Raw genomic sequence first — 24,466 nt, forward strand, 5'->3', positions numbered from 1 at the left:
TCCAACGTGGTCCATGTCCGCCGTGCAGAATGCGCGAACCATAGCGAGCCCGGTCAAAGGCGGCGGCATCCGAGCCGCGCAGTCGGCGCGCCCATTCGTGCATGTCCTGGCGGATTCTTCCGACAAATTGTCGGGGATCTGCGCGGCAATCGAACCGCAATTCTGCGTCGCAGGCGAACGGCTTGACGCGGAAGCGAAGCTGTCGCAATCGCCCTTCGCCATCGTCATCCGCGCGGAGCTGCGCGACGTCGATAACATTGCGGCGATCAAGAAGCGGTCTGCAAAGCTTGCAAAGGCGAAGAAGCGCATCTTCCTCGTCGAGCATTCTTCTCACGTCTGCATCTCGCAGGCCTATGCGCTTGGCGCGACGCTGGTCCTTCCCGGGCCGCTCAACAAGATCAGGCTGCTGGCGGCGCTGGCTGACCCGGCCGAGCCGGCCGAGGCTTCGAACGGCTCAGCCCGGCCCGAAAACGCGGTCGAGACGGCCGCGACTGCCATCGCATCGATGTTCACGGCCGTCACACTGGATCAGCCGCTCGATGTCGATGGCGCCAAGGAGGCTGGCCGCCAGATTGCCGATCGCATCACCCAGCATGGCCTGTCGGAATGGCTCACGACGGTGCGGCGCCACCACGAAGGAACCTATCAGCACTGCCTGCTGGTGACCGGGGTCGCGATCGACTTCGGATTGTGTCTCGGCGTTGGACGTGTCGACCTGGAGCGCCTGTATTCGGCGGCCATGTTCCACGACATCGGCAAGGCTCGGATCCCGCTCGCGATCCTGGACAAGCCGGGCCGGCTCGATGCCGACGAGCGCGCGATGATCGAAACGCATCCGGCAGCGGGTTACGACTTCCTCAAGGACCACGAGAATATCTCGCCGGAAATTCTCGATGCGGTCCGTCACCACCACGAATATCTCGACGGCAGCGGATACCCCGACGCACTGGCCGGCGGCAGCATCAACGACATCGTGCGCATCCTCACGATCTCGGACATTTTCGCTGCGCTGATCGAGCACCGGCAGTACAAGCCGACGATGCCGCGCAACGAGGCCTACAATATTCTCTGCGGTATGACCGGAAAGCTGGAGAAGGCGCTGGTCGCCTCCTTCAAGGAGGTCGCACTCTCACGCTGAGCGCGCGTAAAATCCGCTCGCGGGCGAAATCTGCTCCTAAGGTCACGTCACAGGTATTCTAGTGAGTGGCCCGATATTTGATGCGGCGCGGGATCGAGCGACAGGCCAGTCCGTCCGCGAGCAGCTTCATGTCCTCGCGCTTGCCGCTGCGGATCAGCCTGCTGAACTCATCAGGGGTAAAAGGAAGACTGGGATCATGATCGATCGGGCGCCGCATCCGCGGGCCGAACAACCGTCGAACCAGGCTAGCCAGCCGCCGCATGTCAATTCCCTCGCGCCAGCATCAAACCTTCGAGTCCGTGTATTGTTCCTCCTGCACGATAGAGATTGCAAGAGGCCGTAACGAGTCCGCACGAAAAAATATCGTCAGGAAAAACTCTCCTCCTGCCCTCTCCAACTTAGTCAGCGAAGCCGACATAGCGCACGAACTCGTCGTTCTCCTCGCGATCCGAACGAACGGCGTTCGCGGCAAAGCTGTCGTCGGGATAACCCATCGCAACGCAGGTCATGATGACCTCGTCCTCCGGAATCCCCGCGACCTCGCGCACGATGTCCGAGCGCATGATGCCTTGCCCGTTGATCACCGATCCAAGACCACGATCCCACGCCGCCAACACGATGCCATAGCAAAGTGCGCCGAGATCGAAATGGCAGACCGCGCCGGGATCGAGGACGCGGTCGTAGGTCAGCACCAGCGAGACCGGCGCGTCGAACTGGCGGAAGCCGCGCAGCACCCAGTCCTGCCGCATCGGCTTGTCGTCGCGCGCAATCCCCATCGCGCCGAACAGTTTCTTGGCGATATCGACCTGGCGGTTACGATGCACACCCTGGTACTCGCCGTGGCTGACGATGTCGCGCTTGACCTTGGCACCCCCAACCATCTCGTCCATGTTGCGTCGGCGCACCTCTTCAAGCGGCGAGCCGGTGAGCACGTGGACGTGCCAGGGCTGGGTGTTCATCGACGACGGCGCACGCTTGGCGCTCTCGATGATCGCCTCGATCACGTTGCGCGGCACCGGCTCGTTCTTGAAACCGCGCACGCTGCGGCGCGACTGGACCAGCGCTTCGAATTCCACCTCGATACCTCCCTGCCCGTTCTTTCGCCGGCCCTGCTATCCCTGGGCGTCGCCGGTTGCCAATGTGGCGCGCCAAATCTATGCTAACGGTCAAGCAGGACCAAGGCCCCCGTGAGGACCCGATCATGGCTGCAGCGCTCGATCCGGTCATCGCCGAGATCATTCCGAAGCTGCCGCTACGAGTCACCCCGATGACGCCACAGAGCGCTCGCCAATCCTTGCGCGCACTGGCTGCCGCGCGCAGGGCCGCCGGCTCGCGCGTCGCCTTCACGGCCGCCTGCGACGTGTTCGACCGCGCCGCGGAATTTGGCGGCGATGCCAAGCGCCCGGCCGACTTCAGGGTGCTGCCGGCGCGCGGGGTCTGATCATGCTGCAAACAGGCTGCATCAGATTGTTGCGTCAGCTTCTTGTCAGCCTGCTCGCCGTGCTGCTGCCGGTCGTATCAGCCCATGCAGCACCGCAGACGGTGTATTTCCCGAGTGCCGACGGCCACACTTCGCTCACGAGCTATGTGTTCCTGCCGAGAACGCAGGGTCCCTGGCCCGCCATCGTCATGCTGCACGGACGCGCAGGCCCTTATTCCAGCAACGACAATGCCGGTTGCACCTTTGTCGGTGCCGGCAATGCCTCGCCCTGCAATGCAGGCACCTTGTCAAAGCGCCATGCGATGTGGGGCGAATATTGGTCGGCACGTGGCTATCTGGCTATCTTGCCGGACAGCTTTGGTCCGCGCGGCAAGGCGCACGGCTTTGGCCGCTTCACCCATAGCGACCCCGACCGCGCCGAAGTCAACGAAACCGAGGTGCGCCCGCTCGACGCTGAAGGCACGCTTGCCTATCTGCGCGGTCGCGGCGACGTCGTTCCCGGTCAGGTCTATCTTCAGGGCTGGTCCAACGGCGGAAGCACCGCGCTGAACGTGATCATTCGGCAAGAAAGCCGGCAAGGAAGCCCGCAAGGAAACCAGCAAGGAAACCAGCAGCGCAACAACGCTTATCGCGGCGCCCTTGTCTTCTATCCGGGCTGCGGACAGGCGGCACTGCTCGCGTCGACCATCGTGACCACGGTGCCGATTGCGATGTTCCTCGGCGCCGACGACGAAGAGGTCTCACCAGACATCTGCCAGCACGTCGCCGACCGGTCACGACAGGCTGGCAGCCCGATCGACGTCACTCTCTATCCCGGCGCGACCCATGATTTCGACGAGCCGTCGTCGAGCCGGCAATCCACGCCGGGGAATCAGGCCGCCATGAACGATGCCCTCGTCAAGGCCGCTGGCATCCTCGATCGCTGGAAAAAATGAAGCAAGGACCGATACTGCGCCGCGATGCCGCTTGATTGCGCCGTGATTCCGGGCTCCAATCCGGATGCCATTTTTGGTTCAGGGAGACACCCAATGATGAAGCGAATTGTCCTGGCTGCGATCGTTGCCACCTTTGCAGCGGGCTCGGCGCTGGCCGATGACACCTGCGAGAGCAAAGCCGTCGGCAAGGACGGCAAGGCGCTCGCCGGCGCAGCCAAGACCTCGTTCATGAAGAAGTGCAAGGAAGACGCCTGCACGCCCAAGGCCGTCGGCTCCGACGGCAAGCCGCTCGCTGGCGCGGCCAAGAACAGTTTCATGAAGAAGTGCGAGATGGGCGCCTAACGCCTGCGCATTCGCCGCTTCATCGGCGAGCGATCAGCAATCGAACTTTCGCGATGGCCGGGCTTGTCCCGGCCATTTGCGTGCCTAGCAATCGGAGCGAGGACGCGCCGAACGCGCAAGATCAGATCATCACCACCCTGGACAGAATCCGCCGGCTGACGGATCATGTCGTTGCTGAGTGAAATGGGGCGCATCGATCAGGCTTTCCAGCGAAGGGACGTCAAGATGTGGCAACTTCGAGTACATCATCCGATCATGGCGACAGTGAGCGTGCTGTTCGCGCTGCTCGTCAATTCTGACGTCGCGAACGCGAGAGGCGTCGGCCTGCCCAACGTCATGGTTCTCGCAACCGGCGGCACGATCGCAGGCACCGGGGCCAGCAGCACCACCGTGGTCGGTTACACCGCGGCCACGGTGGGCATCGACACCCTCCTGAACGCTGTCCCCGAATTGAAAACGGTAGCGAACGTCAAGGGCGAGCAGGTTTTCCAGATCGCCAGCGAGAACATGAACAACGACTACTGGCTGAAGCTTGCCAAGCGCGTCAATACGCTGCTCGCGCAGGACGACGTCGACGGGATCGTCATCACGCACGGCACCGATACGATCGAGGAGACCGGCTATTTCCTGGACCTCGTGGTCAAGAGCAAGAAGCCGGTCGTGATCGTCGGCGCGATGCGGCCCTCGACGGCGATCAGCGCGGATGGACCGATCAACCTCTTCAACGCGGTGATCCTCGCAGGCAGCGAGGAGGCCGTCGGCAAGGGCGTTCTCGTCGCCCTCAACGATCAGATCAACGCGGCGCGCGAGGTCACCAAGAACAATACCTCGACGGCAGACACGTTCCGCACGCCGGAGCTTGGCTTTCTCGGCTACATGCAGGGAAACAAGCCGTACTTCTATCGGCAATCGACCCGCCGGCACACGGCGGATTCCGAGTTTGACGTCTCCAATCTCGATGTCTTGCCGCAAGTCGACATCGTCTACGGCTACGCCAACATGAACCGCGTCGCGGTCGACGCGTTCGTCGCGGCCGGCGCCAAGGGGATCGTGCATGCCGGCGTGGGCGACGGCAGCCTGGCCCGGCCCGCGGTCGAGCCGGCTCTCGACGAAGCCCGCAAGAAGGGTGTCGTGATCGTCCGCAGCAGCCGTGTCGGCAACGGCATCGTCGCGCGCAATGGCGAAGCCAAGGACGACGAGCACGACTTCGTCGTCTCCGATACGCTCAATCCGCAGAAGGCGCGCATCCTGCTGATGCTGGCGCTGACCAAGACGACCGATACCAAGGAAATCCAGCGGATGTTCTATACGTATTAAGACATCCGAAGCGTAGTCACCCTTTATCCTATTCCACAGACGCTCTACGATTTCGTCATGGCCGGGCTTGTCCCGGCCATCCACGTCCTTCGCCCTGTGGAAACAAGAACGTGGATGCCCGGGACAAGCCCGGGCACGACGCCAAGAACAGCCCTACTCCCGCTTGAAGCGGTAGTCGAAGGCGGCGCCGAGCGGCTTGATCAGGCCGACCGTCGGCGCCGGAAAATGAATCGGCAGGATCAGCGTGTCGGTATCCGCGACGGAAGCAAAGAACTTGCGCCGCGAAACCGCCGACTGTTTCGAATCCCAATCGGGCCTGGCCGACCAGTCCGGCTCGCGGCACTGGATCTGATGATGCATGAGGTCGCCGGCGACCACGGCGCGCTGCCCCTTTGAAAAGATGTTGACGCAGCAATGGCAGGGCGAATGCCCTGGCGTCGGCGTCAGCGTGACGGTGTCGTCCAACGCATAATCATCGTCGACGAGCAGTGCCTGGCCGGCCTCGACGATCGGCAGGCAATTGTCCCGGAACACCGTGCCGGGCGGGTTGTTGCCCTTGGCGTGCTCCGCCTCCCAGGCCGCGTATTCGCCCTTGTGAAAGACGTATTTCGCGTTCGGGAACGTCGGGACCCAGCGGCCGTCGCGCAAGGTTGTGTTCCAGCCGGTGTGATCGATGTGCAGATGCGTGCAGAAGACGTAGTCGATCTGCTCGAAGCCGATCCCGAGCGCGAACAATTCGTTGCGCCAGCGCTCCTTGCCGGGGAAGTCGAACGGTGGCGGATGGCCCTTGTCCTCGCCGGTGCAGGTGTCGACCAGGATCGTGTAGCGCGGCGTGCGCACGACAAATGTCTGGTAGGTGATGACCATCATGCCGCGCGCGGCGTCGAAGACCTCCGGCTCCATCGTCGGCAGGTGCTGCCTGAACACGTCGTCGTCATATCCTGGAAAAAAATCTTGCGGCCGGCGCCACGGCCCTTCCCGCTCAATCACCGCATCGATGGTGATGTCACCGATCCTCAGCTGCTTCACGCACCCCTCCCGATTTTTCCCAAGCGTAACGAACGAGTTCGCCGCGTTCAAGGCTCGAGAGCGCGGGCCTGCATTGCCGGGTTCCCCGTACGCGCACAGCAGCGATAATCGATTGGACACTTGCGACAGAGATCTCGCAGCGACGCAGACGCGTCGCTCAAGCGTCATACGCGCGTCGTCGGACGCGCTTGATACTCGACGTGTCATTCCAGGTGAAACGCGCACAGATTGCGTCGCAAGAATACGGGGTAGCACGTGGACAAGAAAAGGCTCTTCACTCTGTTATCGTCGCTCTCGCTCGCAGCATCGTTGGCCGGGGCCGCTGTGCCCGTTCACGCCGCAGACGATGACAACGGCCGCGACCGCGGGTCCGACAATTCGCGCGACCATGACCACGACCATGACGGGCATCACGGGCATCGCTCGCCACGGGTTGTGCTGATCTCGCTCGACGGCGCCAAGCCTGACTTCATCCAGCAATTCATCGAGGAAGGCGTGCTGCCGCGCGACGGCGGGCTGGCGCGGCTGAGCCGCCATGGCGCAATTGCGATACAGAACATCACGGCTTCGCCCTCGCTCACCGCGGTCTCGCATATCGAGATTGCCACCGGTTCGACCTCCGTCCACAACGACATTCCTTCCAACACCTTCCAGGCAATCGTCGGAGCGAGCACATCGAGCATCAGCGGCTTCGCAGCGCCCATCGGCGGCTATCTCGAAAGCCCGCTTGGACCCACATCGCAGCCAACGGCGTTGCCGCTATGGGTGCAGTTGCGCCAGCACGGCAAGAAGGTCGCGACGGCAACCTGGCCCGGCGGCGACGGCGCGGACATCTCGATCAACGGCACAGTGGTGCAACCGGCACAGCCGGTCCGCGTCACCGACTACACCGTGCCGTTCGGCGCATTCGGCGGCATCGGCGCCCAGGGCTTTTCGCTCACGCAAGCGGACTTCGCCCCTGACGCGGCGATCGCAACGGCGCTGCAAGCCGCCGGCCATTTCTCGTACAGCCCGGTGCTGGCGACGGCAAATCCGATCGAGACCTTCTCTTGCGCCTCGACCACGACCGCGACCTGCTCCAGCAACGCGGCCACGCTCGACCTCAAATACGCCATGCGCGTTGCAGCCATCGATACCACCAACGACAACGTCGTGAACTACGACACGCTGGTGTTCTTCGACGCCACGCGCGGCATTACGGCAGGGCCGTTCGCGGCGCCGGCGACGGGACCGGCTTATGTCAAGTTCGGCGGCGAGAACGCGCCATTCTTCTTCGACGGCAGCGGCGCCAAGGTCGGCGCGGCCTACTTCGTCTCGCAGCTTGCTCCTGATCTTTCCGTGGTGCGCTTCGCCCGCTACGGCGCCAACTACATCCCGCGCAACACGCCTGTTCTGGCCGATGTCGATGACATCAACGACAGCATCGGGTTCTGGCGTCCGCAGGCGGACTTCCGCATTCCGGAGCGGCTGAGCCCGGGCTTCACCAGCTTCCCCGACGTCGAGATCGAGGCGATGTTCGAGGACATGGTGAAGACCTTCGTGCGCTACCAGGCCAGGATCGGCGAGCGCGCGATCCAGAATCATCCCGATGCCGACCTCGTGATGGTCTATATCGAGCAGCCCGACGGCTCCGAGCACCAGTTCCTGCTCACCGATCCCCGTCAGGGCACCAACCCGAAGGACCCGAACTCGACCGGCGCCAATCAGGATCCCGCCAAGGTCGCGCGCTATGCCTCCTATATCCGCTTTGCCTATCAGACCGCGGACAAGGCGGTGAAGCGGATCATGGACGCGGCAGGCCCGGACAGCAACGTCATCGTCGTCTCGGACCACGGCTTTGCGCCGTTCCACACCTCGGTGAGCATGATCAACATCCTGAAGAATGCCGGCATCGACACCAGCAAGGTGGCAATCCGCACCTCAGGCCCGGCGGTCAACATCTACATCAATCTGCAGCAGCGCGAGCAAGGCGGCGCCGTCGATCCGGCGACCTACCAGGCGCTGCTGGCACAGATCACCGCCGCCGTTCGGAACGCGGTCGACCCGAATCCGAAGTTCAACTTCTCGCTCGACAGCGGAAAGATCTTCACCATAGTGGAGACCCGCCCCGCCCAGTGCGACGCCGGGCTCGGCCAGTGCACCAGCAAGACCATCGGCCAGGACTTCGGCGATGTGTTCGCGCTGATGGCGCCGGGCTACAATTTCGACGGCATCCAGAACCCCGGCGTCCCCCGCCTCGGCGATGCGCCGTTCAGCGCCGTCACGACGGCGCTGTCGATGCCCAACTTCTACGGCGCCCACGGCCACGATCCCAAGCTGCCGGTCATGAGCGCGACCTTCATCGCCTCCGGCCCGCAGATCCGTGACAACGTCACCATCCGCCGCATGCACAATCTCGACGTCGCCCCGACCATCATGCAGATCCTGGGCGTCAGGCCGCGCGGGGTCGACGGCGAGGTGCTGGGCGAGATCTTGCGGTAGTCTCGATCGAGGCTGGATCGGATAGGCGCCGATCGGCGCCTATCCCCACTACGACCGCAACCCCGGCGCCTCCTGCCCCGTGCGCGCGACGTATTCCGTATAGCCGCCGCCGTATTGGTGGATGCCCTCAGGCGTCAGCTCGAGCACGCGGTTCGACAGCGTCGCCAGGAAATGCCGGTCATGCGAGACGAAGAGCATGGTGCCCTCGAAATCGGCCAGCGCATTGATCAGCATTTCCTTGGTGGCGAGGTCGAGATGGTTGGTCGGCTCGTCCAGCACCAAGAAGTTCGGCGGATCGAACAGCATCTTGGCCATCACCAGCCGAGCCTTCTCGCCGCCCGAGAGCACGCGGCAGCGCTTCTCGACGTCGTCGCCGGAGAAACCGAAGCAGCCGGCGAGCGCGCGCAATGAGCCCTGCCCCGCGGTCGGAAACTGGTCTTCCAGCGACTGGAACACGGTGCGCTCGCCATCGAGCAGATCCATCGCGTGCTGGGCGAAATAGCCCATCTTGACGCTGCCCCCCAGCGCCACGGTGCCCTCGTCCGGCTCGCTTGCGCCCGCGACGAGCTTGAGCAGCGTCGACTTGCCGGCGCCGTTGACGCCCATCACGCACCAGCGCTCCTTGCGGCGGATCATGAAATCCAGCCCGTCATAGATCCGCTTGTTGCCATAGCCCTTGTACACGTTCTTCAAGGCGACGACGTCTTCGCCCGAGCGCGGCGCCGGCGGGAAGTCGAAGGCCACGGTCTGGCGGCGGCGCGGCGGCTCGACCCGCTCGATCTTGTCGAGCTTCTTCACCCGGCTCTGCACCTGGGCCGCATGCGAGGCGCGCGCCTTGAAGCGCTCGATGAACTTGATCTCCTTGGCGAGCATCGCCTGCTGGCGCTCGAACTGCGCCTGCTGCTGCTTCTCGTTCAGCGCGCGCTGCTGCTCGTAGAACTCGTAATTGCCGGCGTAGGTGGTGAGCGAGCCGGAATCGATCTCGATCACTTTCGAAATGACGCGGTTGATGAACTCGCGGTCATGCGAGGTCATCAGCAGCGTGCCTTCGTAATCGTGCAGGAACTTCTCCAGCCAGATCAGGCTTTCGAGATCGAGATGGTTGCTCGGCTCGTCGAGCAGCATCACGTCGGGGCGCATCAAAAGAATCCGCGCCAGCGCCACGCGCATCTTCCAGCCGCCCGAGAGCTTGCCGACGTCGCCGTCCATCATCTCCTGGCTGAAGCCGAGGCCGGACAGCGCCTCGCGCGCACGGCCGTCGAGCGCATAGCCGTCGAGCTCCTCGAAAGCGTGCTGCACCTCGCCATAGCGCGCGATGATCTCGTCCATCTGGTCGGCCTTGTCGGGGTCGGCCATCGCGGCCTCGAGCTGGTGCAACTCGGCTGCGACCTCGCTGACCGGACCTGCGCCATTCATCACCTCGGCGACGGCGCTGCGGCCACTCATCTCGCCGACGTCCTGGTTGAAATAGCCGATGGTGATGCCGCGATCGGTCGACACCTGCCCTTCGTCGGGCAGCTCCTCGCCGGCGATCATCCGGAACAGCGTGGTCTTGCCCGCGCCGTTGGGGCCGACGAGGCCGATCTTCTCGCCCTTGTTGAGGGCGGCGGAAGCTTCGATGAACAGGATCTGGTGGCCGGCTTGCTTGCTGACGTTGTCGAGGCGGATCATGGGGGTCTTTAAGGGGGGGGGGATTTTTGCGTTGCAGCGTAATAGGCCATGCAAGCCCCCAGGGGAAGCCCGGTCAGGCCCGCTGGCCTTTGCTAGATCCGGAGCCGCCGCCCCGCGCCGCTACCCGCCCCATGCCTCATAGGACAATCGTAACCAATCCCGACCGACAATGGCGCGCTTTTTGCGCCTCTGGCAGGTCGTTGAGTGAAAGAGACTAGATCGCCTCCGCCCGGCAGCCGCGATGGATGGCTGGATCTGCTGCGCGCGCTGGCGGTGAGCCTCGTGCTCGCCTCGCATGGCAGCTGGTTCTTCGCACACCCCGAGGAGAGCGTGTTCGCCAATGTCACGGCGACGCTCGGCGTGGAGATCTTCTTCGTCCTCTCCGGATTCCTGGTCGGCGGCATCCTGTTCGAGCAGGTCGCATCGGGCGCGTCCTGGCAGAGCCTGCTGCCGACCTTCTGGGCCCGCCGCTGGATCCGGACGTTGCCGAGCTACTATTTGTTCCTCGGGCTCAACATCCTGATCTACCAGAATTCGGGGCTTCCGCCGCTGGCCCCCTATTTCGCCTTCCTGCAGAACTTCGCGCATCCCATTCCACCGTTCTTTCCGGAGTCCTGGAGCCTCGCCATCGAGGAGCTGTTCTATCTGTTCTTTCCGCTGATCGTGATGGCCTTCAGCAAGGTGCACGGTCGGACGACGCGAACCTTCATCGCGGCGGGCGCTTTCGTGTTTTTGGTGTCGCTGGCCACACGGATCGGCGCGGTCATCCTGTTCGAGCCGACGATGGAGGCCGGCATCAGGAAGGTCGCGATCTTCAGGCTCGATGCCATCATGACCGGTGTGTTCGCCTATATCGCCCTCAGGTGGATCAGGCCGTCGCACAAGCCGGCGCTGTTCGTGGCGGGCCTGGTCATCCTTGCGTTCTCGGTTCTCATTCTGGCGCAGCCTCAGGGCGAGCTCGATCACAGCTTCTTCGCCAGAACGTTGCTGTTCAACCTCGTGCAGCTCTCGGTCGCCCTGCTCATCGTCGCCGGCGTCGGCCTTGTCCAGCTCCCCAACGCGACGCTGGCGGGCGTCACCGCCTTGTCGAAATGGTCGTACTCGCTCTATCTGATCAATCTTCCCGTGATCATCGTGATCCACTCCTTCTGGCGAATGGAGCCGCACGCGTCATGGGCGACGCTCGTCTCGGCCGTGCTCTATGCGAGCATCTGCCTGATCCTCGCCGCCGGGCTCTACCATTATTTCGAACGGCCGATCCTGGGGTGGCGCGACCGAAAGACGCTGGCGACCGCGTAAGCCGTTCACGCCGGAGAGAACATCTCGACGAACGCCCTGATCGTGCTCGACACCTTGTCCTCGGAGACGTGCCAGGCCGCACCGTCGTCTGCCGCGTAGAAATCGCCGGCATTCGATCCCGCCCATCGGAAGATCTCGAACGACGGCCAGTAGAAGATGTTCTGGATATCAGAATTGTTCACCACCTCATGAGCGGCCAGCCGCATGGTGCTCTTCGACAGGCAGTCGGCCTGCACGGCCGACTCGAATTCAAAGGACGCCTGCAACGGCACCGGAGAGACCGTGACGACGATCTTGATCTCGGGCGCAACGCTCCTGACGAAGTTGAGGAGGTAGAGAACGTTGTCGACGTTCTCCTGGACGCTGGTGGTGCGGTACAGATACTTCTCCGCAAGCGCCCGCGAATTCAGGGCGCTCGGGCGCGGCAGCACGAAGCTGCCGGTGTCCCTGTCGAAGAAGGCGGGAGCGACACCGAGGGTCAGGATGAAGACATCGCTGCTCTTGATGGCCTGAAGCGTGTTCTCCTTGCTCCAGCCCGCAGGCAGCAATTCGACGAACCTGGCCTTGATGGTCTCGTCGATATCGGCGTCGCGGAGCCAGTCGACGAACACCCGGTTGGCGAAGGTCGTGTTGATGTACTCCGAGATCTCCATGTGGTGGCTGGTGTAGCCGCTCTCGATCAGGTTCTTGGAGAGGTTCCTGGCGAAGCACGATCCCATGGTGAAGAAGCGCGTGCTCTTTTCGATGAATTTCGGCGCGCTGTTCAGATTGACCGCGATGTGGTTGCGGATCAGCTTGCGAAGATCTCCCGTGAAGTCTGAGGTCTCCGGATAGCGGCCGACCTTCTTGCTGTCCTTTGGGCTGCCGGAGGCGGCCTTGTTCAGTTGGGACCTGGCAAATTTCAGGGTCTCCCTGTTCGCCTCGGTGTCGAACCCCCTGGGATCGAGCTGCATCGCCTTTTGAAGGCTCGCAATGGACTCCTCGAAGGCGTTGCACCGCGTCAGGACCTCGCTGAGATGAAAATGGTCGTCGGCGCGATTTGATTGACGGGCGAGCTTGCGAAGCAGGTCGATGGCCCTGTCATTGGGCCCGATATTGCTGCACCTCAGGGCCGCGCCCCTGACAAGGTTCAGATTGTCCTCGGTCGGCGTGTTGAGGATATCAGGATGGTCGTCCAGGATCGACAACAGGAGATCGCGCGCCTCGGCGTGCTTCTTGTGGGTGCCATCCTCGATGAGATGGGCATAGATGAAGCGCGCGTTGACGTCCTTGCTGTCCAGCTGCAGCAGCTTCCTGAAGGTCAGCTGCGCGCTGATGTAGTCCTTGTCCTCGATATATTTGTTGCCGAGCTGCGTGAGCTGGCTCGTCAACAGCTCGAGCTTGCTGGGAGCCGCAGGCTTCGCGTTCTTGCTCAAATTGCACCCCTGGTTGCCGATGGCATGCATGCCGGGCCACAGACGATCGGTACGCGCAACTGGGACGGTCGAAGGGCTCGTTGTTTGTACCCGAGCAGGCTCTGATTCTCGTAAAGAGAGTGTTAACCAAATCGGGTGGCCCGGCACCCCCTTGCCCAGGCCCTGCCGGGGTCGCAGGACCCGACCGCGGGGTGACCCGCGGGCCGCCACTCGCGGCCCCGGCAACGGCGGACAACACCCAGAAATCAGTTGGCCACGGAACGGGCCAGCTGGTTACGCGTCGCCGCATATTTGACTGTTCGGCTGCTGATGTTATCCGGGCTGGTTCCGTTGGATCAGGCAATATCAGGTAGTTCGTCGGGAGATCGCGTTTGGACAGGTGTTTCGCGCGGGGAGCGTCCTAGTCCTGATTGACGTGATCATCATTCTCGGCCATGCAGCGCGCAATCGAAGAAGCCCTGATATCCTTCTCGCGTTCGAGCACTGGCGGCAGGACACTCATGCACCAAGAGTAATGTCTGTCGTAATTGGTGTGCCAGCGGCCGTTGTCACCCTTGTAGCAGCCTGGGATTTTGCGAATTTGAAGATATTGCTCCAGGGCGGACTGCGCATAGAGCTCACAGCTTGTCCGGTCGCCGAGCTGAGGGTCAGCATATGCTATGCTCGGAATCGATAGCAAACCGAGGATCATCATTCGCTTCACGTCACTATCTCCAATTGAAAAAGCCCTGGCGCTGCCAAGGCCTTTTCGAAGCTCATGATCGCGCGGGTCTAGTACTTGGCAACAACCGGTTGAGCCAGGTTGAAGTGGTAGTTTATCCCGACCTTCACGATATCCTTCCGCTCCCGGATCGAATAGGTGGTAGAGCCCGGACGGGTAAGGAAGGAAAAGTTGACGTCGCGGCTTCCCATATCGGCGTAATCATATTCGACAAAGGCGGACAGGTTTTTCAAGAATAGATATTCGAAACCGACGCCAACGAGTCCGCCCGTTCGGTTTTCGCTCGCAGAGGTCAACTGAACACCGGTGGTCAAGTTGTTGGTCGAGTAGCGGTCACGCTCGAACGCCACGCCGCCACGTACATAAATCAGCGCCTGATCGACAATCGTGTAACCGACACGGCCTGTAACCGTCCCGAAGCCGCTGACATTGGTCGTCCCGCTCACATTGGTGAAAATCAAGTCATTCGATGTCGCGTTGGAATCGGCCCAATGATAGCTGCCTTCAATGCCGAACACCCAACGACCAACTTGATAGTCGCAACCGAGTTGGCCGCCGACCATTCCGCCGCCTGCGGTATGATTAAACCGTACACTGCCTAAGGTTGTGCTGAGGTTATCCGCGTCAGTCCAGCGCTTGTGAGCCCACAGACCGCCACCGCTGCCGCCAATGTAGCAGCCAGTCCAAGTATAGACTGCGACCGGTAGAGGCAGTGCCTTGACCGGCATGGGCATATCCGCGGCAACCGCCGGCCCGCCCAGCAACGCCGCAACCAACAGGCTTCCCCAGAAATGCTTGCTCATGCCGGATCCCCAAAAATTAAACAATTTTCAATCTACGCTTACATCTACTCCCTCTTGGCTGGCCGGGCTGTAGTTCTACCGCCACAGTTGCTGGAAATGGAACTGACGTCCGCCGAGTTGGGCTCCGCCCCGGGCGATCTATTTTCGCGATTATTTGGGTTGGACGGTGAACTTCTCCCTCTTTCGGAAGCGGCGCCTGAGCCCGTTCATGGCTCATCTCTTCCGTTGACGCCGTGCGGCTACGCGTCCGTTGATGGGAGCGGACCGGAAGCTTGTCGCTGATCGCCAAACCGAAGCGATTGCACCCATGGCGGAAGTCGCAGCCGCTTCATCGAAAATTGAGCATTCTGCGCCTTAAGGCTTGCCGCAACTCGCTTAACAACCCAATCACGCCTAGGCAGCCCAAAACCGATAATCGATAGGGTGCCGCGCGAAAGGGCGATGTCTGCCGCCGGGCTCTCACGTGAAGCGAAAGCTTGTTTGGAGCAGCACTTTGAACCGGATCGTTCTTGCCTTCGCTGCAACAATTTGCGTCGCCCCGATAAGCCATGCGCAATCCGGACAATCGAAGGGCGCTGCGGCGATTTTGCCAGATGTTGCCATGCTCATTCATGGACCTCGCGGTGAGTCCTCATACAAGTTGACGAGTACGGCAAATGATTCCGCCACTCTCGAAGAACTTGATGATCGAAGTTCACGGATGGAGATTCGTCAGCTTCCAGAAAAGCGATGCGTGTTTGTCGCGACAAGCGAGGAAAAGGATGGGTTCGATGTCGTTCAATTGGATGTTACAAAATTCGACGGGACTTATCAGCTTTGGGAAGCTTGCCGCGGTCCGGCTGCCGCTCCACCGGAAAATCGGTGCACTTACTCTGTTCATTTCAATTCGCAGAAGCAAGCATTCTGCTATTCGCGGTTTTCAAAATTAGACTTTGACTTGAGCAAGATTCCATTTCCCGACGGGGCCTGCCACTCCTACGCACTCGGTGCACGAGCAAAGTGAAGCGTGGAAGTGGACCGGAACCTCGTCGTTGATCGCCAGACGCGATCGAACCGAAGCGGTCATCGGCAGTGTCGACAACTCACGGCCGGCCCTCTACGATCATATCACTCAGGACCGCAATCAAATTGAGCAAGGCGCATCCATGCCCGCATATTTCATTGTTCAAGCAACAATTACAGACGAGCCCCAATATCAAAAATACCGCGAAGCGGTTGTTCCTTTCATCGCCAGCTTCGGCGGGAAAATTGCCGCAAGAGGTGCAAAGGTCGAAGTGTTCGAAGGCGATCACGATACGCGGCCGGTGGTGATGTTCGAGTTTCCGGACATGGAGGCAATCCGTGCCTTCTGGAATTCTCCAGACTATGCGCCGATAAAGAAGCTGCGCGATGGTGCCGCCACCATAAACGTTTGGGCGTTTCCGGGCTCTTGAAAGCCGCTGGCCAGTGTCTCAATTGGCCGTTCGCAACGGTCCGGGCGGTGCCTGGTCATGTCCGAAGTGAGGGCAGACCGGACCTGACTGCCCGCGGCCGAAACCGGCGCTTTTGACCCTATTCGGACCTCACCACCTTATTTATTTTGCACAACTTGGTTTTGGCGTCCCGCTCATAATGATAGGTTTAGCCCGTCGATTTGGGGGCACATGAGACGACGCGATTTCATCTCACTGGTAAGCGGCTCCGCGGTCGCATGGCCGCTCGCGGCGCGCGGGCAAAAGAAGCGCGGCCCGGTGATTGGCTTTATCGACCCAGGGTTGGCACAGGCAAACGGTTCGTTCCTGGTGTCTTTTCTCGAAGGCATGCGAGAACTGGGCTGGCGTGACGGCGAGAATATGACGGTCCTCGACCGCTGGGTTGAGAATCAGCCGGCGCAACTGCCCGGTATCATGGCCGGATTGCTGGCCGAGAGAGTCGATCTTCTTGTCACGGGCGGTTCTCTCGTGACCAATGGAGCTCGTGCCGCGACGGATAGCCTACCTATTGTAATGGTCGCAGTCGGAGACCCCGTTGCGTTCGGCCTCGCGCAAAGCTTGGCGCGGCCGGGCGGCAACGTCACGGGACTGTCCAATGTGTCGCTCGACCTCGTAGCAAAACGCCTTCAGCTTCTCGTCGAAATAGCGCCGGCGACCAAGCGCGTCGCTGTGCTTGCGGATTCCCGTGATCCGGGGACGCCGACCTATTGGCTCCAGACCCGCGACAATGCCACAAGGATCGGTCTGACGCCGCAGCTAGTCGAGGTCGCCACGGCAGATGACATTGATAGCGTATTCATTGGACTGCCGGAGCGCGCTGACGCGTTGTTCGTTACAATCAACCCACTGACGGTCGCCAATCGGACGAAGATTGCGACCCTTGCCCTCGCAAACGGCTTACCGACGAGTTGCCCAATCCGCGACTTCGTCGTTGCCGGCGGCCTGCAATCTTCCGGATCCAGCCTGCAGAACGATTTTCGGCGCGCCGCCGATTTCGTCGACAGAATTCTCAAAGGGGCGCGGCCTGCCGACTTGCCGATCATGCAGCCGACCAAATTCGAGTTGGTGATCAACGTCAAAACCGCGGGAGCGTTTGGCCTCACCGTTCCGCCGACAATGCTCGCCATTGCTGACGAGGTGATCGAATAGGCAGAATTTGCTGCGGTGCATGGCCCGCAGATGGCCCTTCGCGACCCTCTGAGCGTTGTATGGCCATGTCCGAAGTTGAGGGTTGACCGGACCTGACTGCCCACGGCCGAAACTGGCGCTGTTGACCCTTTGGAGACATAAACCGCGAAATCTCGCGTGTGCCGAAAGTCGGTACAACCACTTTTAAAGTCGTCTTGCAGGTCTAAGATGCTGTTCGCGAGAAGCGGGAGAACAGCATGAGACGCCGAGATTTCATTGCGGGCGCTCTGGCTGCGGCATACCCAGTCGTAGCGGGCGCGCAGCAAGCGAACAGGCTGCCGACGGTCGGTTTTCTTATCCCCGGCAGCGAGCAGTCGCACGGCAGGTGGGTCGCCGCTTTCACCAAACGCATGGGCGAGCTTGGCTGGATCGATGGTCAGACTGTTCGCCTTGAATATCGTTGGGCCGCCGGCCATCCCGAGCGCTACCCTGGCTTTGCGGCAGAATTCGTCCAGCTCAACGCCTCTGTTCTTGTGACGTCGATCAACGACGGAGTCGTCGTACTCAAGCAGGCGGCGCCCGAGACGCCCATTGTTCATACGGCGATGGTCGCAGCATCGCCGTTCATTTCCAGCCTGTCGCATCCGGGCGGCAGGGTGACCGGGCTATCGCAGATTGGACAGGAGCTTGGCGGAAAGCGTCTGCAGCTTCTGATTGACGCTGTCCCCCAGCTTCGTCACGTCGCCGTGCTCGGCGTCGCTAGTGACGTCAAGCGTGTCCCGGAAACGGAGCAGGTCACCGCGGCCGGGCAACTGCACGGCATCGAGGTCTTGCCGCTAACGGTGACTAAGCTTGATGACGTTGCCCAGGCGATTTCGTCAGTGAAAGACAAGGTCGAGGCGCTCTATGTGATTATTCATCCTTTCGTGAGCGTCAATCAGATCGCGATCAATGCATTGGCGCTCGAAGCTCGTTTGCCGACGATGCATGGCTTGCCCGAGCACGTCAGGTCTGGAGGCCTGATGTCGTATGGTCCGAGCTTTGAAGACCTGTTCGCCCGAGCTGGGAACTATGTCGACAAAATCTTGCGCGGCGCGAATCCCGCCGATTTGCCGGTCGAGCAGCCTGTCAAATTTGATCTCGTGATCAATCTGAAGACTGCCGCTACGTTGGGCCTGACATTTCCACCGGCGCTTCTAACCACGGCCGACGAAGTGATTGAGTGAGGAAACTTTCACGTCCGCCGATGGGAGCGGACCGGAAGCTTGTCGCGATCGCCAAACCCACTTGATCGACCGGAAGCGGTCGTGACTAAAACGGGGCCTGCCAGGAGGCCGCCTTCTGCACTTTGCGGACGTGGATGCCCAGACCCCGCCTTGGTCAGAATAGGCTGAGGAAGAGGTTCTCCCAAGAGGTTATCTCTCTCCCAGATCCTGCGCGAAGCGCAAGAGGTACCCGTCAGGATCTTGCACCAGAAATTGCCTGTTGCCGCGCTGCTCTCCTGCAACGCGATACCACGCGTCGTGACACTCCCCGAAGAGAGGCCAATTGGCGTTCTCGAGTGCGCCGAGCAAAGGCTCAACCGAAACAACGAACATCTGGAAGTTGATCCCGCGCCCCAGTGGGCGCTGTAGGTCGCCAGTTTCCCAATTGCCATTTCGTTGATTGAGCATGACCTGCGATCCTTGCAGCTCGATATACATGAAGCTGCTCTCAGGTCGTTGATATGCAATCTGGAAGCCGAGGACATCGCACCAGAAAGTCTTGCTCTGTCCCAAGTCGAACACGTCTAGCTCGGGAACGAGCCGCGCAAAGCCGCCAGTCGGCAATCTGTCTACTGATCTTTCCATCGTGCCTGGCCTTCCGAAAGTCCGTATGCGATGTATGGCGAATCCCGGCTCGGACGTCTTGAATCTGAAAGCCCCGATTTCAATATGAGTTAGTCGGAATTCGATGACTTAAGCGTCGTTCGATGGCGCAGGCGTCACAGCATAGCGATCGAAACCCATGGTGAAGGTTGCACGCCCTCCGCTCATGGCGCGCAGGCTATCCGCGTAGCCGAACATGTTCGCGAGTGGCACCATCGCGGTGATGACGTTGGCGCTGCCACGCTTGTCTTGGCTCCGAATCCGGCCGTGTCGCGAATTCAGGTCGCCGATGACCGAGCCCGTGCAGTCGTCCGGGGTCACCACTTCGATCTTCATGATCGGCTCAACGCTCATCGTCTGCTCCGCGTTCGAACTGGGCCTGCGTGAATTCAACCCAAGGTTACCACCGTTGCCTTGAACGGTCCAGCAACACGGTTGGCACCGGCTCGTTGTGATGCATCCGCCATGCGGATGTACGCAGATCGCGGAGCTGTCGATCTCATGGATCGCTCCAGCAGGACAGGAGTCCGGTGACTGACGTCTTGCCTCGCGGGCGGCCATACTGAAGTCTTCACTTGACTATTTCGTTTCGCCTCAATACTGAAGTCATAACTTCACTAATGAGCGGGATAGCAATGACCGATCAATCCATCATCCACGACACGTTCGTCATTGAGCGCACCTACCCCAAGGTGGTGACCAAGGCCTTTGAGGCCTTTTCCGATACGTCCAGAAAGCGCCGCTGGTTTGCCGAAAGCCCTGACCACGACGTCGAGCACTACAGCATGGATTTCGAAGTCGGAGGGCAAGAGCGCGCCCTGTACCGCTTCAGGAAGGGCACTCCCTTTGCCTCGGTCGCACTCGCCTATGACGGGCGCATTCTGGATATCGTCGCGGATCGCCGCATTGTTACGGCGTCCTCGATGACGTTAGGAGACAGGCGGATATCGGCATCTCTCGTGACCGCGGAATTCCGCCCTAAAAATTCGGAGACGCTTCTTGTGTTGACCCACCAGGCCGTCTTCTTCGAGGGTGCCGATGGCCCCAAACTCCGCGAAGCCGGATGGCGCGCGCTCCTCGATCGACTTGAACCGGTCGTCTAGACCGCGGCAACAGCAATGGGAGTACGTCGATGGCCACGTCCATGGCCCTGCGCGTCGGCAAGGTTGATCGAATCCTGGATGCCCTCGGTGATACGACGCGGCGCCGGATCATTCGGCTCTTGAGCACGGGCCCCATGTCCGTATCGGAACTCGCCAAGCCGCTCGATATCACAGTGACGGCTGTGACCCAGCATCTGCGTATCCTCCAGTCCTGCGCCTTGCTCACGTCCCACAAGAACGGGCGCGTGCGCATGTGCAGCCTGGATGCGACAGGGTTTGAGACCCTCGAATACTGGGTCAGGGACTGCCGGACGTCGTGGGAGCGGCGTCTCGATCGACTCGGCACCATCCTTGAGGAGGACGACACGTGAGGACGGCGCTGGTCGCGATCGGCGTCGGCCTGGGACTTGCGACGCTTCTCGGATGTGGCTTTGTCGTATGGGCGCTGGATACCTACAAGGCTGAGCCTATTGCCGAGGCCAGCGCCCTGAATGATCCCGGCGTCGTGATCGGCGAACGCGACGGCTTCCTTGTCATTCGCCCGTCCACGGTCCCCTCGGCGATCGGCCTCCTGTTTTATCCGGGTCTGCGGATCGAGCCGAAGGCGTATCTGTCCAAGCTCGCCGCGCTCTCCAGCAACGCCCGGGTGAATATTGTCATTGGACGGCCGCGCCTGAACGTCGCGGCCTTCTCGATCGGGCAAGCCGACGACATGCGCAGGCAATTGACCGGAATCAAGCAGTGGTATGTGGCGGGACATTCACTTGGAGGCGCAGTGGCCTGCTACTACGCGCGCAATCACCTGGACGATCTTCAGGGCGTGGTGTTGCTTGGGACCTATTGTGGCTCCGATATTTCGGCATCGCGGCTCCGCGTGCTCACCATTGCGGCGGGCAACGACGGCGTCATGCCACCTGAGACGATCGCGCAACATTCGGGGGAATTGCCAGCCGGTGCGCGAATTGTTCGTATCGCAGGCATGGCCCATAGCCAGTTCGGAAACTATGGACCCCAGTCCGGCGACGGCCGACCTTCGATCAACGATGATCAGGCCCGAGAGGCAATCTTTGAAGCTGCGCGAGCTTTCTTTCATCAGCAGCCGGATGGCGCTCTCGGAGCCCTCCTGCGATGATGCCAACATACGCCTGTTTTGCCCGACGGGTCAAGCAAATTTCGTAAAATCCGCAGAGACCGATCGTCGTCCCGGACTGCCCTGAATTTCAATCGCTTCGCTACTGTGCATGGGGTTGTTTTTTCGACTCGTTGTTCGGTCGGCATTTTTCGTCACGCCAAGTCGCTCCCGGCTCGTCCATCACGGCTTGGCCTGCGGCGCGAACTGCTGATTGGCGAACGGCTGCGGATCGGAGGGAACCTTGATGACGACGAAGCTGCGGCCCATCGACCGGTGGCAGGCGTTGCAGCCCTCGGTCAGATCACCCAGGGACCTCGCGAATTTACGGCCGTCCTTCGCCGCGATGGCGTCGGATGTCGCTTGCAGCGATGGCTCGAGCGTCGTGACATTGCTGACAGGGATGCCGGAATAGAGCAAGGCGGCCTCGACCAGGCTCGCCTTGAGCTGATTCAGCTCGAAGGCCGCGAGCGCCCAGTTCTGCGCCTTGCCGGCGAGCCAGAGCTTCTGATGACGCGTCTGCGCGGCACTCATGATGTCGCCGAGCCGCGGCACGTACTGGTCCGCGGACGGCGATTTGAGGTCCTGTGCCGCCACGGTCGTCGACACGGCCAGGCTGGCCAGCGCCAGCACCCACCCTCGAGCCATCATTGCAAGTCTCCGGTCTTTCTGAAGACGCAGTCTACGATGCGCCGATGCGGGAGAGCCTTGCGCTTGATCAAGGAACGCAAGCTAGAAGCACAGCGTGGTGACGAGCTTGCCCTGCTTGTCCTTGATCGCATAGGGGCAGCGCAGCCGCTCCAGCGCCTTCTTGGCGTCCTCGTCGCCGAGCGCTGCGGCGCGCTCGTAATAGGCCTTTGCGGCGTCCTTGTCCCTCGCGCCGCCGCGGCCTTCCTGCGCGAAGGCACCCATCCGCTCCAGCGCGCCGGGATGGTTTTGTGCCGCCGCCTTCTCGAACAGCGCGCGGGCTGCGACATCGTCCTTCTCGCCGCCATTGCCGTTCGAGAGCATCAGGCCGAGCTGGTACTGCGCCTCCGCATTGGTCTCCGCGGCCTTGCCGAGCAGCGCGCGCGCCTGCGCCGGATCGGCAGGCATCCCGCCGCCGGCGCTGCCGAGCGCGGCGAGGTTGGAGACACCGCGGGGGTTGCCGGCCTGCGCCGCCTTCTCGAACAGCTTTCGCGCCTGCGCTTCATCTTTCGCGACACCGGAGCCGGTGCCATAGGCGACGCCGAGTTCGACCATCGCCGCGCTCGAGCCCTTGTCCGCGGCCTTGCGCCAGGCGGCGAGCGCCTCCGCCGTCTGCCGGTTGGCCGCATAGGCGCGGCCGAGCGCATACATCGCGCGGCGCGACGATGCGCCCGCCTGCTTGCAGAACTTGATGGCGGTCGCGACGTCGGAGGGGGCGATGTCGGGCACGCCCTTCACGTCGGCCGGCTTGTCGGGGTCGCTTGGATCGGCGGCGACACGGTCGCACAGGACGAGGTCGGCCGATTGCGCATGCGCGGCGACGGGCGCTGCAAGAGCGATCAGAGCTACGAGGACATGAACGCGCATGGCCGCCAAATTGCATCCCCTCAGAGGGGTTTTCAAGGCTCGAGTCCGGACTGGCGCAGCACCGGCACGACCTCGGGTGATGCCAGATAGCGCAGCAGCCGGTCAGCGGCGCCAGCCTGCTTCGCCTCCACCATGCGGCCTGCGGAGAACACCGCGGGCGTCTGCAAATCGAGCGGGACCGGGCCGATCACCTCGATGCCTTCGACCTGCTTGAGCTCGCTGATCTGCTGCACGGCCAGATCGGCCTCGCCGCTGACGAGCCGTTCCGCGGTAAAGCCCTGCTCGACGATCGTGGCCCTGGCGTTGATGTCATCTGCGATGCCCATGCGCACGATCAGTTGGGCGAAGTACACGCCGCTCGCGCCGAGCCGCGAATAGGCGACGGACCGCGCCGCGCGCAGCGCTGTGCGCAGCGCGGCTTCGCTCGAGATATCGGGATGCGGCCGCCCCGCCCGGACGGCAAGGCCGACATAGGAGCGCGCGAGGTCCGCGGCGCTGTCCGCGATCACGCGGCCCTCGGCGATCATCTCGCCCAGCCCTTCGCGCGTGAGGATGACGAGATCAGCGGCCTCGCCGGCGCGCAGGCGCTTCAGCAGCGCCAGCGTCGGTGCGAAGTCGGCATCGACGTGGATGCCGCTTGCCGTTTCGAACGCGGCGGACAGGCTGCGCATCGCCCCCATCAGGCCGAGCGTCGAGAGCATGCGAACTTTGTCCATGGCCGATTTCCCGGGTGATCAGGCGCGATGCATCAGCTTGAGCGCGGCGGTCAGGCGCAGGCTGCGCTTGCCGGCCAGCGCCGTTGCTTCGAGCACCGCCTGATCGCCGTCATAGGTGCCGGAGAAGCCGATGCCGACCTCGTGGCCGCCAAAGATCGGATCGTCCTTGGCCGGCGTGTGCTCCTGGTTGAGGATCTGCCCCTTCCAGCGGCCGTTCGCGGCGGTGTAGCTGCCGAGATAATAGAACGCGGCATCGCCGCCGAGGATGCGCCCCTGGTTGAGCAGCATGACGCCGGTGAGGCCGCCATCGAGGCCATCGAGCATGCGCAGGTGAATCGAATAGAGGCCGTCGGGAATTCCGGCCTCGCCGACGCCACCGGCAATCGGCACCTCGTCCTCGGTGATCGGCGTCATCACCGACTGGAAGGGAACGCCTGGCAGCTCTTTCAGCTCGCCCTTGAAACGGTAGAGATCGCCATCCGCCCAGCCCTTCGCGATCAAGGTCGCATCATCGGTGCCGGCCATGGCGCGGTAGTTCGGATCGGGGTTGTGGCGCACGGTCTTGATGACGATGTCGACGCCGCCTTCGGTCTTCTCGTAGGTGCCGATATGGGCGAACGCCGAATTGCCGCCGAGCATCTTGCCATTGCCGGCATGCATCACGCTTCGGCCGACCGCGTCGCCGAGCTGAAACCGCACCTTGTAGAAGCCTTCAAACACCAGCCGTGTCCCCGGCCCCGCACGCATCCTGAGGATACTCTATCCCGGTTTGGGCCGGGATGGACAGGCTCCACGCCGGCTTGGCCGCCAGACCCACCACCAGCGCTGTCATCGGAACGCAAAAATCCGCCGGAGCTTTTCAGCTCCGGCGGATTGAAAGCCAACCCGGGCCAGCCCCTGCCCC

At 62.0% G+C, this 24,466-nt stretch carries 25 protein-coding genes and 2 pseudogenes; 14 read left to right on the forward strand and 13 right to left on the reverse strand.

Features of this window, described 5'->3' with window-relative positions; all coding sequences use genetic code 11:
* Positions 1-22: 22 nt before the first annotated feature.
* Complete coding sequence (locus tag JQ621_RS04035; RefSeq protein ID WP_212233794.1) at positions 23-1,138, forward strand: HD-GYP domain-containing protein; 1,116 nt, start codon at positions 23-25, stop codon at positions 1,136-1,138.
* Between the two features lie 58 nt (positions 1,139-1,196).
* Here JQ621_RS04035 and JQ621_RS04040 read toward each other — a convergent pair whose 3' ends face one another.
* On the reverse strand, positions 1,197-1,400 hold the full coding sequence (locus tag JQ621_RS04040) for a hypothetical protein (RefSeq protein WP_212233104.1): 204 nt from the start codon (positions 1,398-1,400) through the stop codon (positions 1,197-1,199).
* Positions 1,401-1,536: 136 nt separating this feature from the next.
* The gene (locus JQ621_RS04045; RefSeq protein WP_212233105.1) at positions 1,537-2,214 is read right to left on the reverse strand and encodes a nitroreductase; all 678 of its coding nucleotides are present in this window, start codon (positions 2,212-2,214) and stop codon (positions 1,537-1,539) included.
* Between the two features lie 125 nt (positions 2,215-2,339).
* Here JQ621_RS04045 and JQ621_RS04050 point away from each other — a divergent pair.
* The 4 genes and pseudogenes from JQ621_RS04050 to JQ621_RS04065 all read left to right on the forward strand — a co-directional run.
* Positions 2,340-2,462 (forward strand): annotated as a pseudogene (locus JQ621_RS04050) (alpha/beta hydrolase); the annotation flags it as partial.
* Positions 2,463-2,608: 146 nt separating this feature from the next.
* A complete protein-coding gene (locus tag JQ621_RS04055) occupies positions 2,609-3,514 on the forward strand; it encodes a dienelactone hydrolase family protein (RefSeq protein WP_249124647.1) in 906 nt (301 codons plus the stop codon).
* A 93-nt stretch (positions 3,515-3,607) separates the two neighbouring features.
* Positions 3,608-3,856, forward strand: coding sequence for a hypothetical protein (locus JQ621_RS04060; protein WP_212233107.1), 249 nt, complete (start codon positions 3,608-3,610; stop codon positions 3,854-3,856).
* Positions 3,857-4,081: 225 nt separating this feature from the next.
* Positions 4,082-5,173, forward strand: a complete 1,092-nt coding sequence (locus tag JQ621_RS04065) for a type II asparaginase (protein WP_212233108.1) — start codon at positions 4,082-4,084, stop codon at positions 5,171-5,173.
* A gap of 153 nt (positions 5,174-5,326) precedes the next feature.
* Here the strand turns inward: JQ621_RS04065 and JQ621_RS04070 are convergent, their stop codons facing one another.
* Positions 5,327-6,202: an MBL fold metallo-hydrolase gene (locus JQ621_RS04070; protein WP_212233109.1), complete on the reverse strand. Its 876-nt coding sequence runs from the start codon at positions 6,200-6,202 to the stop codon at positions 5,327-5,329.
* A 255-nt stretch (positions 6,203-6,457) separates the two neighbouring features.
* Here JQ621_RS04070 and JQ621_RS04075 point away from each other — a divergent pair, with 255 nt between their 5' ends.
* Complete coding sequence (locus JQ621_RS04075; protein WP_212233110.1) at positions 6,458-8,683, forward strand: alkaline phosphatase family protein; 2,226 nt, start codon at positions 6,458-6,460, stop codon at positions 8,681-8,683.
* A 48-nt stretch (positions 8,684-8,731) separates the two neighbouring features.
* Here JQ621_RS04075 and JQ621_RS04080 read toward each other — a convergent pair whose 3' ends face one another.
* Positions 8,732-10,354 carry an ABC-F family ATP-binding cassette domain-containing protein gene (locus JQ621_RS04080; protein ID WP_212233111.1) on the reverse strand — a complete coding sequence of 541 codons (1,623 nt, stop codon included), beginning with the start codon at positions 10,352-10,354 and terminating at the stop codon, positions 8,732-8,734.
* Positions 10,355-10,558: 204 nt separating this feature from the next.
* Between JQ621_RS04080 and JQ621_RS04085 the strand changes: the two genes are divergently transcribed.
* Positions 10,559-11,653, forward strand: coding sequence for an acyltransferase family protein (locus tag JQ621_RS04085; protein ID WP_212233112.1), 1,095 nt, complete (start codon positions 10,559-10,561; stop codon positions 11,651-11,653).
* Between the two features lie 5 nt (positions 11,654-11,658).
* Here the strand turns inward: JQ621_RS04085 and JQ621_RS04090 are convergent, their stop codons facing one another.
* The 3 genes from JQ621_RS04090 to JQ621_RS04100 all read right to left on the reverse strand — a co-directional run bounded on the left by JQ621_RS04090 (position 11,659) and on the right by JQ621_RS04100 (position 14,592).
* A complete protein-coding gene (locus JQ621_RS04090) occupies positions 11,659-13,068 on the reverse strand; it encodes a GSCFA domain-containing protein (RefSeq protein ID WP_249124649.1) in 1,410 nt (469 codons plus the stop codon).
* A 400-nt stretch (positions 13,069-13,468) separates the two neighbouring features.
* Positions 13,469-13,771, reverse strand: a complete 303-nt coding sequence (locus tag JQ621_RS04095) for a hypothetical protein (protein WP_212233114.1) — start codon at positions 13,769-13,771, stop codon at positions 13,469-13,471.
* A 68-nt stretch (positions 13,772-13,839) separates the two neighbouring features.
* On the reverse strand, positions 13,840-14,592 hold the full coding sequence (locus JQ621_RS04100; protein WP_212233115.1) for an outer membrane protein: 753 nt from the start codon (positions 14,590-14,592) through the stop codon (positions 13,840-13,842).
* Between the two features lie 493 nt (positions 14,593-15,085).
* Here JQ621_RS04100 and JQ621_RS04105 point away from each other — a divergent pair, with 493 nt between their 5' ends.
* The 4 genes from JQ621_RS04105 to JQ621_RS04120 all read left to right on the forward strand — a co-directional run bounded on the left by JQ621_RS04105 (position 15,086) and on the right by JQ621_RS04120 (position 18,418).
* Positions 15,086-15,595, forward strand: a complete 510-nt coding sequence (locus JQ621_RS04105; RefSeq protein WP_212233116.1) for a hypothetical protein — start codon at positions 15,086-15,088, stop codon at positions 15,593-15,595.
* A 28-nt stretch (positions 15,596-15,623) separates the two neighbouring features.
* On the forward strand, positions 15,624-16,025 hold the full coding sequence (locus JQ621_RS04110; RefSeq protein ID WP_212233117.1) for a DUF1330 domain-containing protein: 402 nt from the start codon (positions 15,624-15,626) through the stop codon (positions 16,023-16,025).
* Between the two features lie 210 nt (positions 16,026-16,235).
* Positions 16,236-17,213 (forward strand): ABC transporter substrate-binding protein, encoded by a 978-nt coding sequence (locus JQ621_RS04115; protein WP_212233118.1) that lies wholly within the window; start codon positions 16,236-16,238, stop codon positions 17,211-17,213.
* A gap of 236 nt (positions 17,214-17,449) precedes the next feature.
* Positions 17,450-18,418, forward strand: coding sequence for an ABC transporter substrate-binding protein (locus tag JQ621_RS04120; protein WP_212233119.1), 969 nt, complete (start codon positions 17,450-17,452; stop codon positions 18,416-18,418).
* 189 nt (positions 18,419-18,607) lie between these two features.
* On the opposite strand, the gene JQ621_RS04125 is transcribed toward JQ621_RS04120, so the two are convergent.
* Both JQ621_RS04125 and fusA read right to left on the reverse strand, forming a co-directional pair.
* Positions 18,608-19,042: a bleomycin resistance protein gene (locus JQ621_RS04125; RefSeq protein WP_212233120.1), complete on the reverse strand. Its 435-nt coding sequence runs from the start codon at positions 19,040-19,042 to the stop codon at positions 18,608-18,610.
* 108 nt (positions 19,043-19,150) lie between these two features.
* A pseudogene (gene fusA / locus JQ621_RS35310) lies at positions 19,151-19,405 on the reverse strand (elongation factor G); the annotation flags it as partial.
* A gap of 290 nt (positions 19,406-19,695) precedes the next feature.
* Here fusA and JQ621_RS04135 point away from each other — a divergent pair.
* Genes JQ621_RS04135 through JQ621_RS04145 form a run of 3 tightly spaced genes read left to right on the forward strand, consistent with a single transcriptional unit; the run spans position 19,696 to position 21,295 of the window.
* On the forward strand, positions 19,696-20,163 hold the full coding sequence (locus tag JQ621_RS04135) for an SRPBCC family protein (protein WP_212233122.1): 468 nt from the start codon (positions 19,696-19,698) through the stop codon (positions 20,161-20,163).
* A gap of 29 nt (positions 20,164-20,192) precedes the next feature.
* The gene (locus JQ621_RS04140) at positions 20,193-20,534 is read left to right on the forward strand and encodes an ArsR/SmtB family transcription factor (RefSeq protein ID WP_249124651.1); all 342 of its coding nucleotides are present in this window, start codon (positions 20,193-20,195) and stop codon (positions 20,532-20,534) included.
* On the forward strand, positions 20,531-21,295 hold the full coding sequence (locus JQ621_RS04145; protein WP_212233123.1) for an alpha/beta fold hydrolase: 765 nt from the start codon (positions 20,531-20,533) through the stop codon (positions 21,293-21,295). Before JQ621_RS04140 ends, JQ621_RS04145 begins: the two co-directional genes overlap by 4 nt.
* A 180-nt stretch (positions 21,296-21,475) precedes the next feature.
* Here the strand turns inward: JQ621_RS04145 and JQ621_RS04150 are convergent, their stop codons facing one another.
* The 4 genes from JQ621_RS04150 to JQ621_RS04165 all read right to left on the reverse strand — a co-directional run bounded on the left by JQ621_RS04150 (position 21,476) and on the right by JQ621_RS04165 (position 24,282).
* On the reverse strand, positions 21,476-21,943 hold the full coding sequence (locus tag JQ621_RS04150) for a hypothetical protein (RefSeq protein WP_212233124.1): 468 nt from the start codon (positions 21,941-21,943) through the stop codon (positions 21,476-21,478).
* An 81-nt stretch (positions 21,944-22,024) separates the two neighbouring features.
* Entirely contained in the window at positions 22,025-22,846 is an 822-nt protein-coding gene (locus JQ621_RS04155) for a tetratricopeptide repeat protein (protein ID WP_212233125.1), read from the reverse strand.
* A 32-nt stretch (positions 22,847-22,878) separates the two neighbouring features.
* The gene (locus tag JQ621_RS04160) at positions 22,879-23,562 is read right to left on the reverse strand and encodes a substrate-binding domain-containing protein (protein WP_212233126.1); all 684 of its coding nucleotides are present in this window, start codon (positions 23,560-23,562) and stop codon (positions 22,879-22,881) included.
* An 18-nt stretch (positions 23,563-23,580) separates the two neighbouring features.
* A complete protein-coding gene (locus tag JQ621_RS04165; protein WP_212233127.1) occupies positions 23,581-24,282 on the reverse strand; it encodes a GrlR family regulatory protein in 702 nt (233 codons plus the stop codon).
* Positions 24,283-24,466: the final 184 nt, after the last annotated feature.

It is taken from the genome of Bradyrhizobium manausense, assembly GCF_018129685.1.
Classification (GTDB): Bacteria; Pseudomonadota; Alphaproteobacteria; order Rhizobiales; family Xanthobacteraceae; genus Bradyrhizobium; species Bradyrhizobium manausense_D.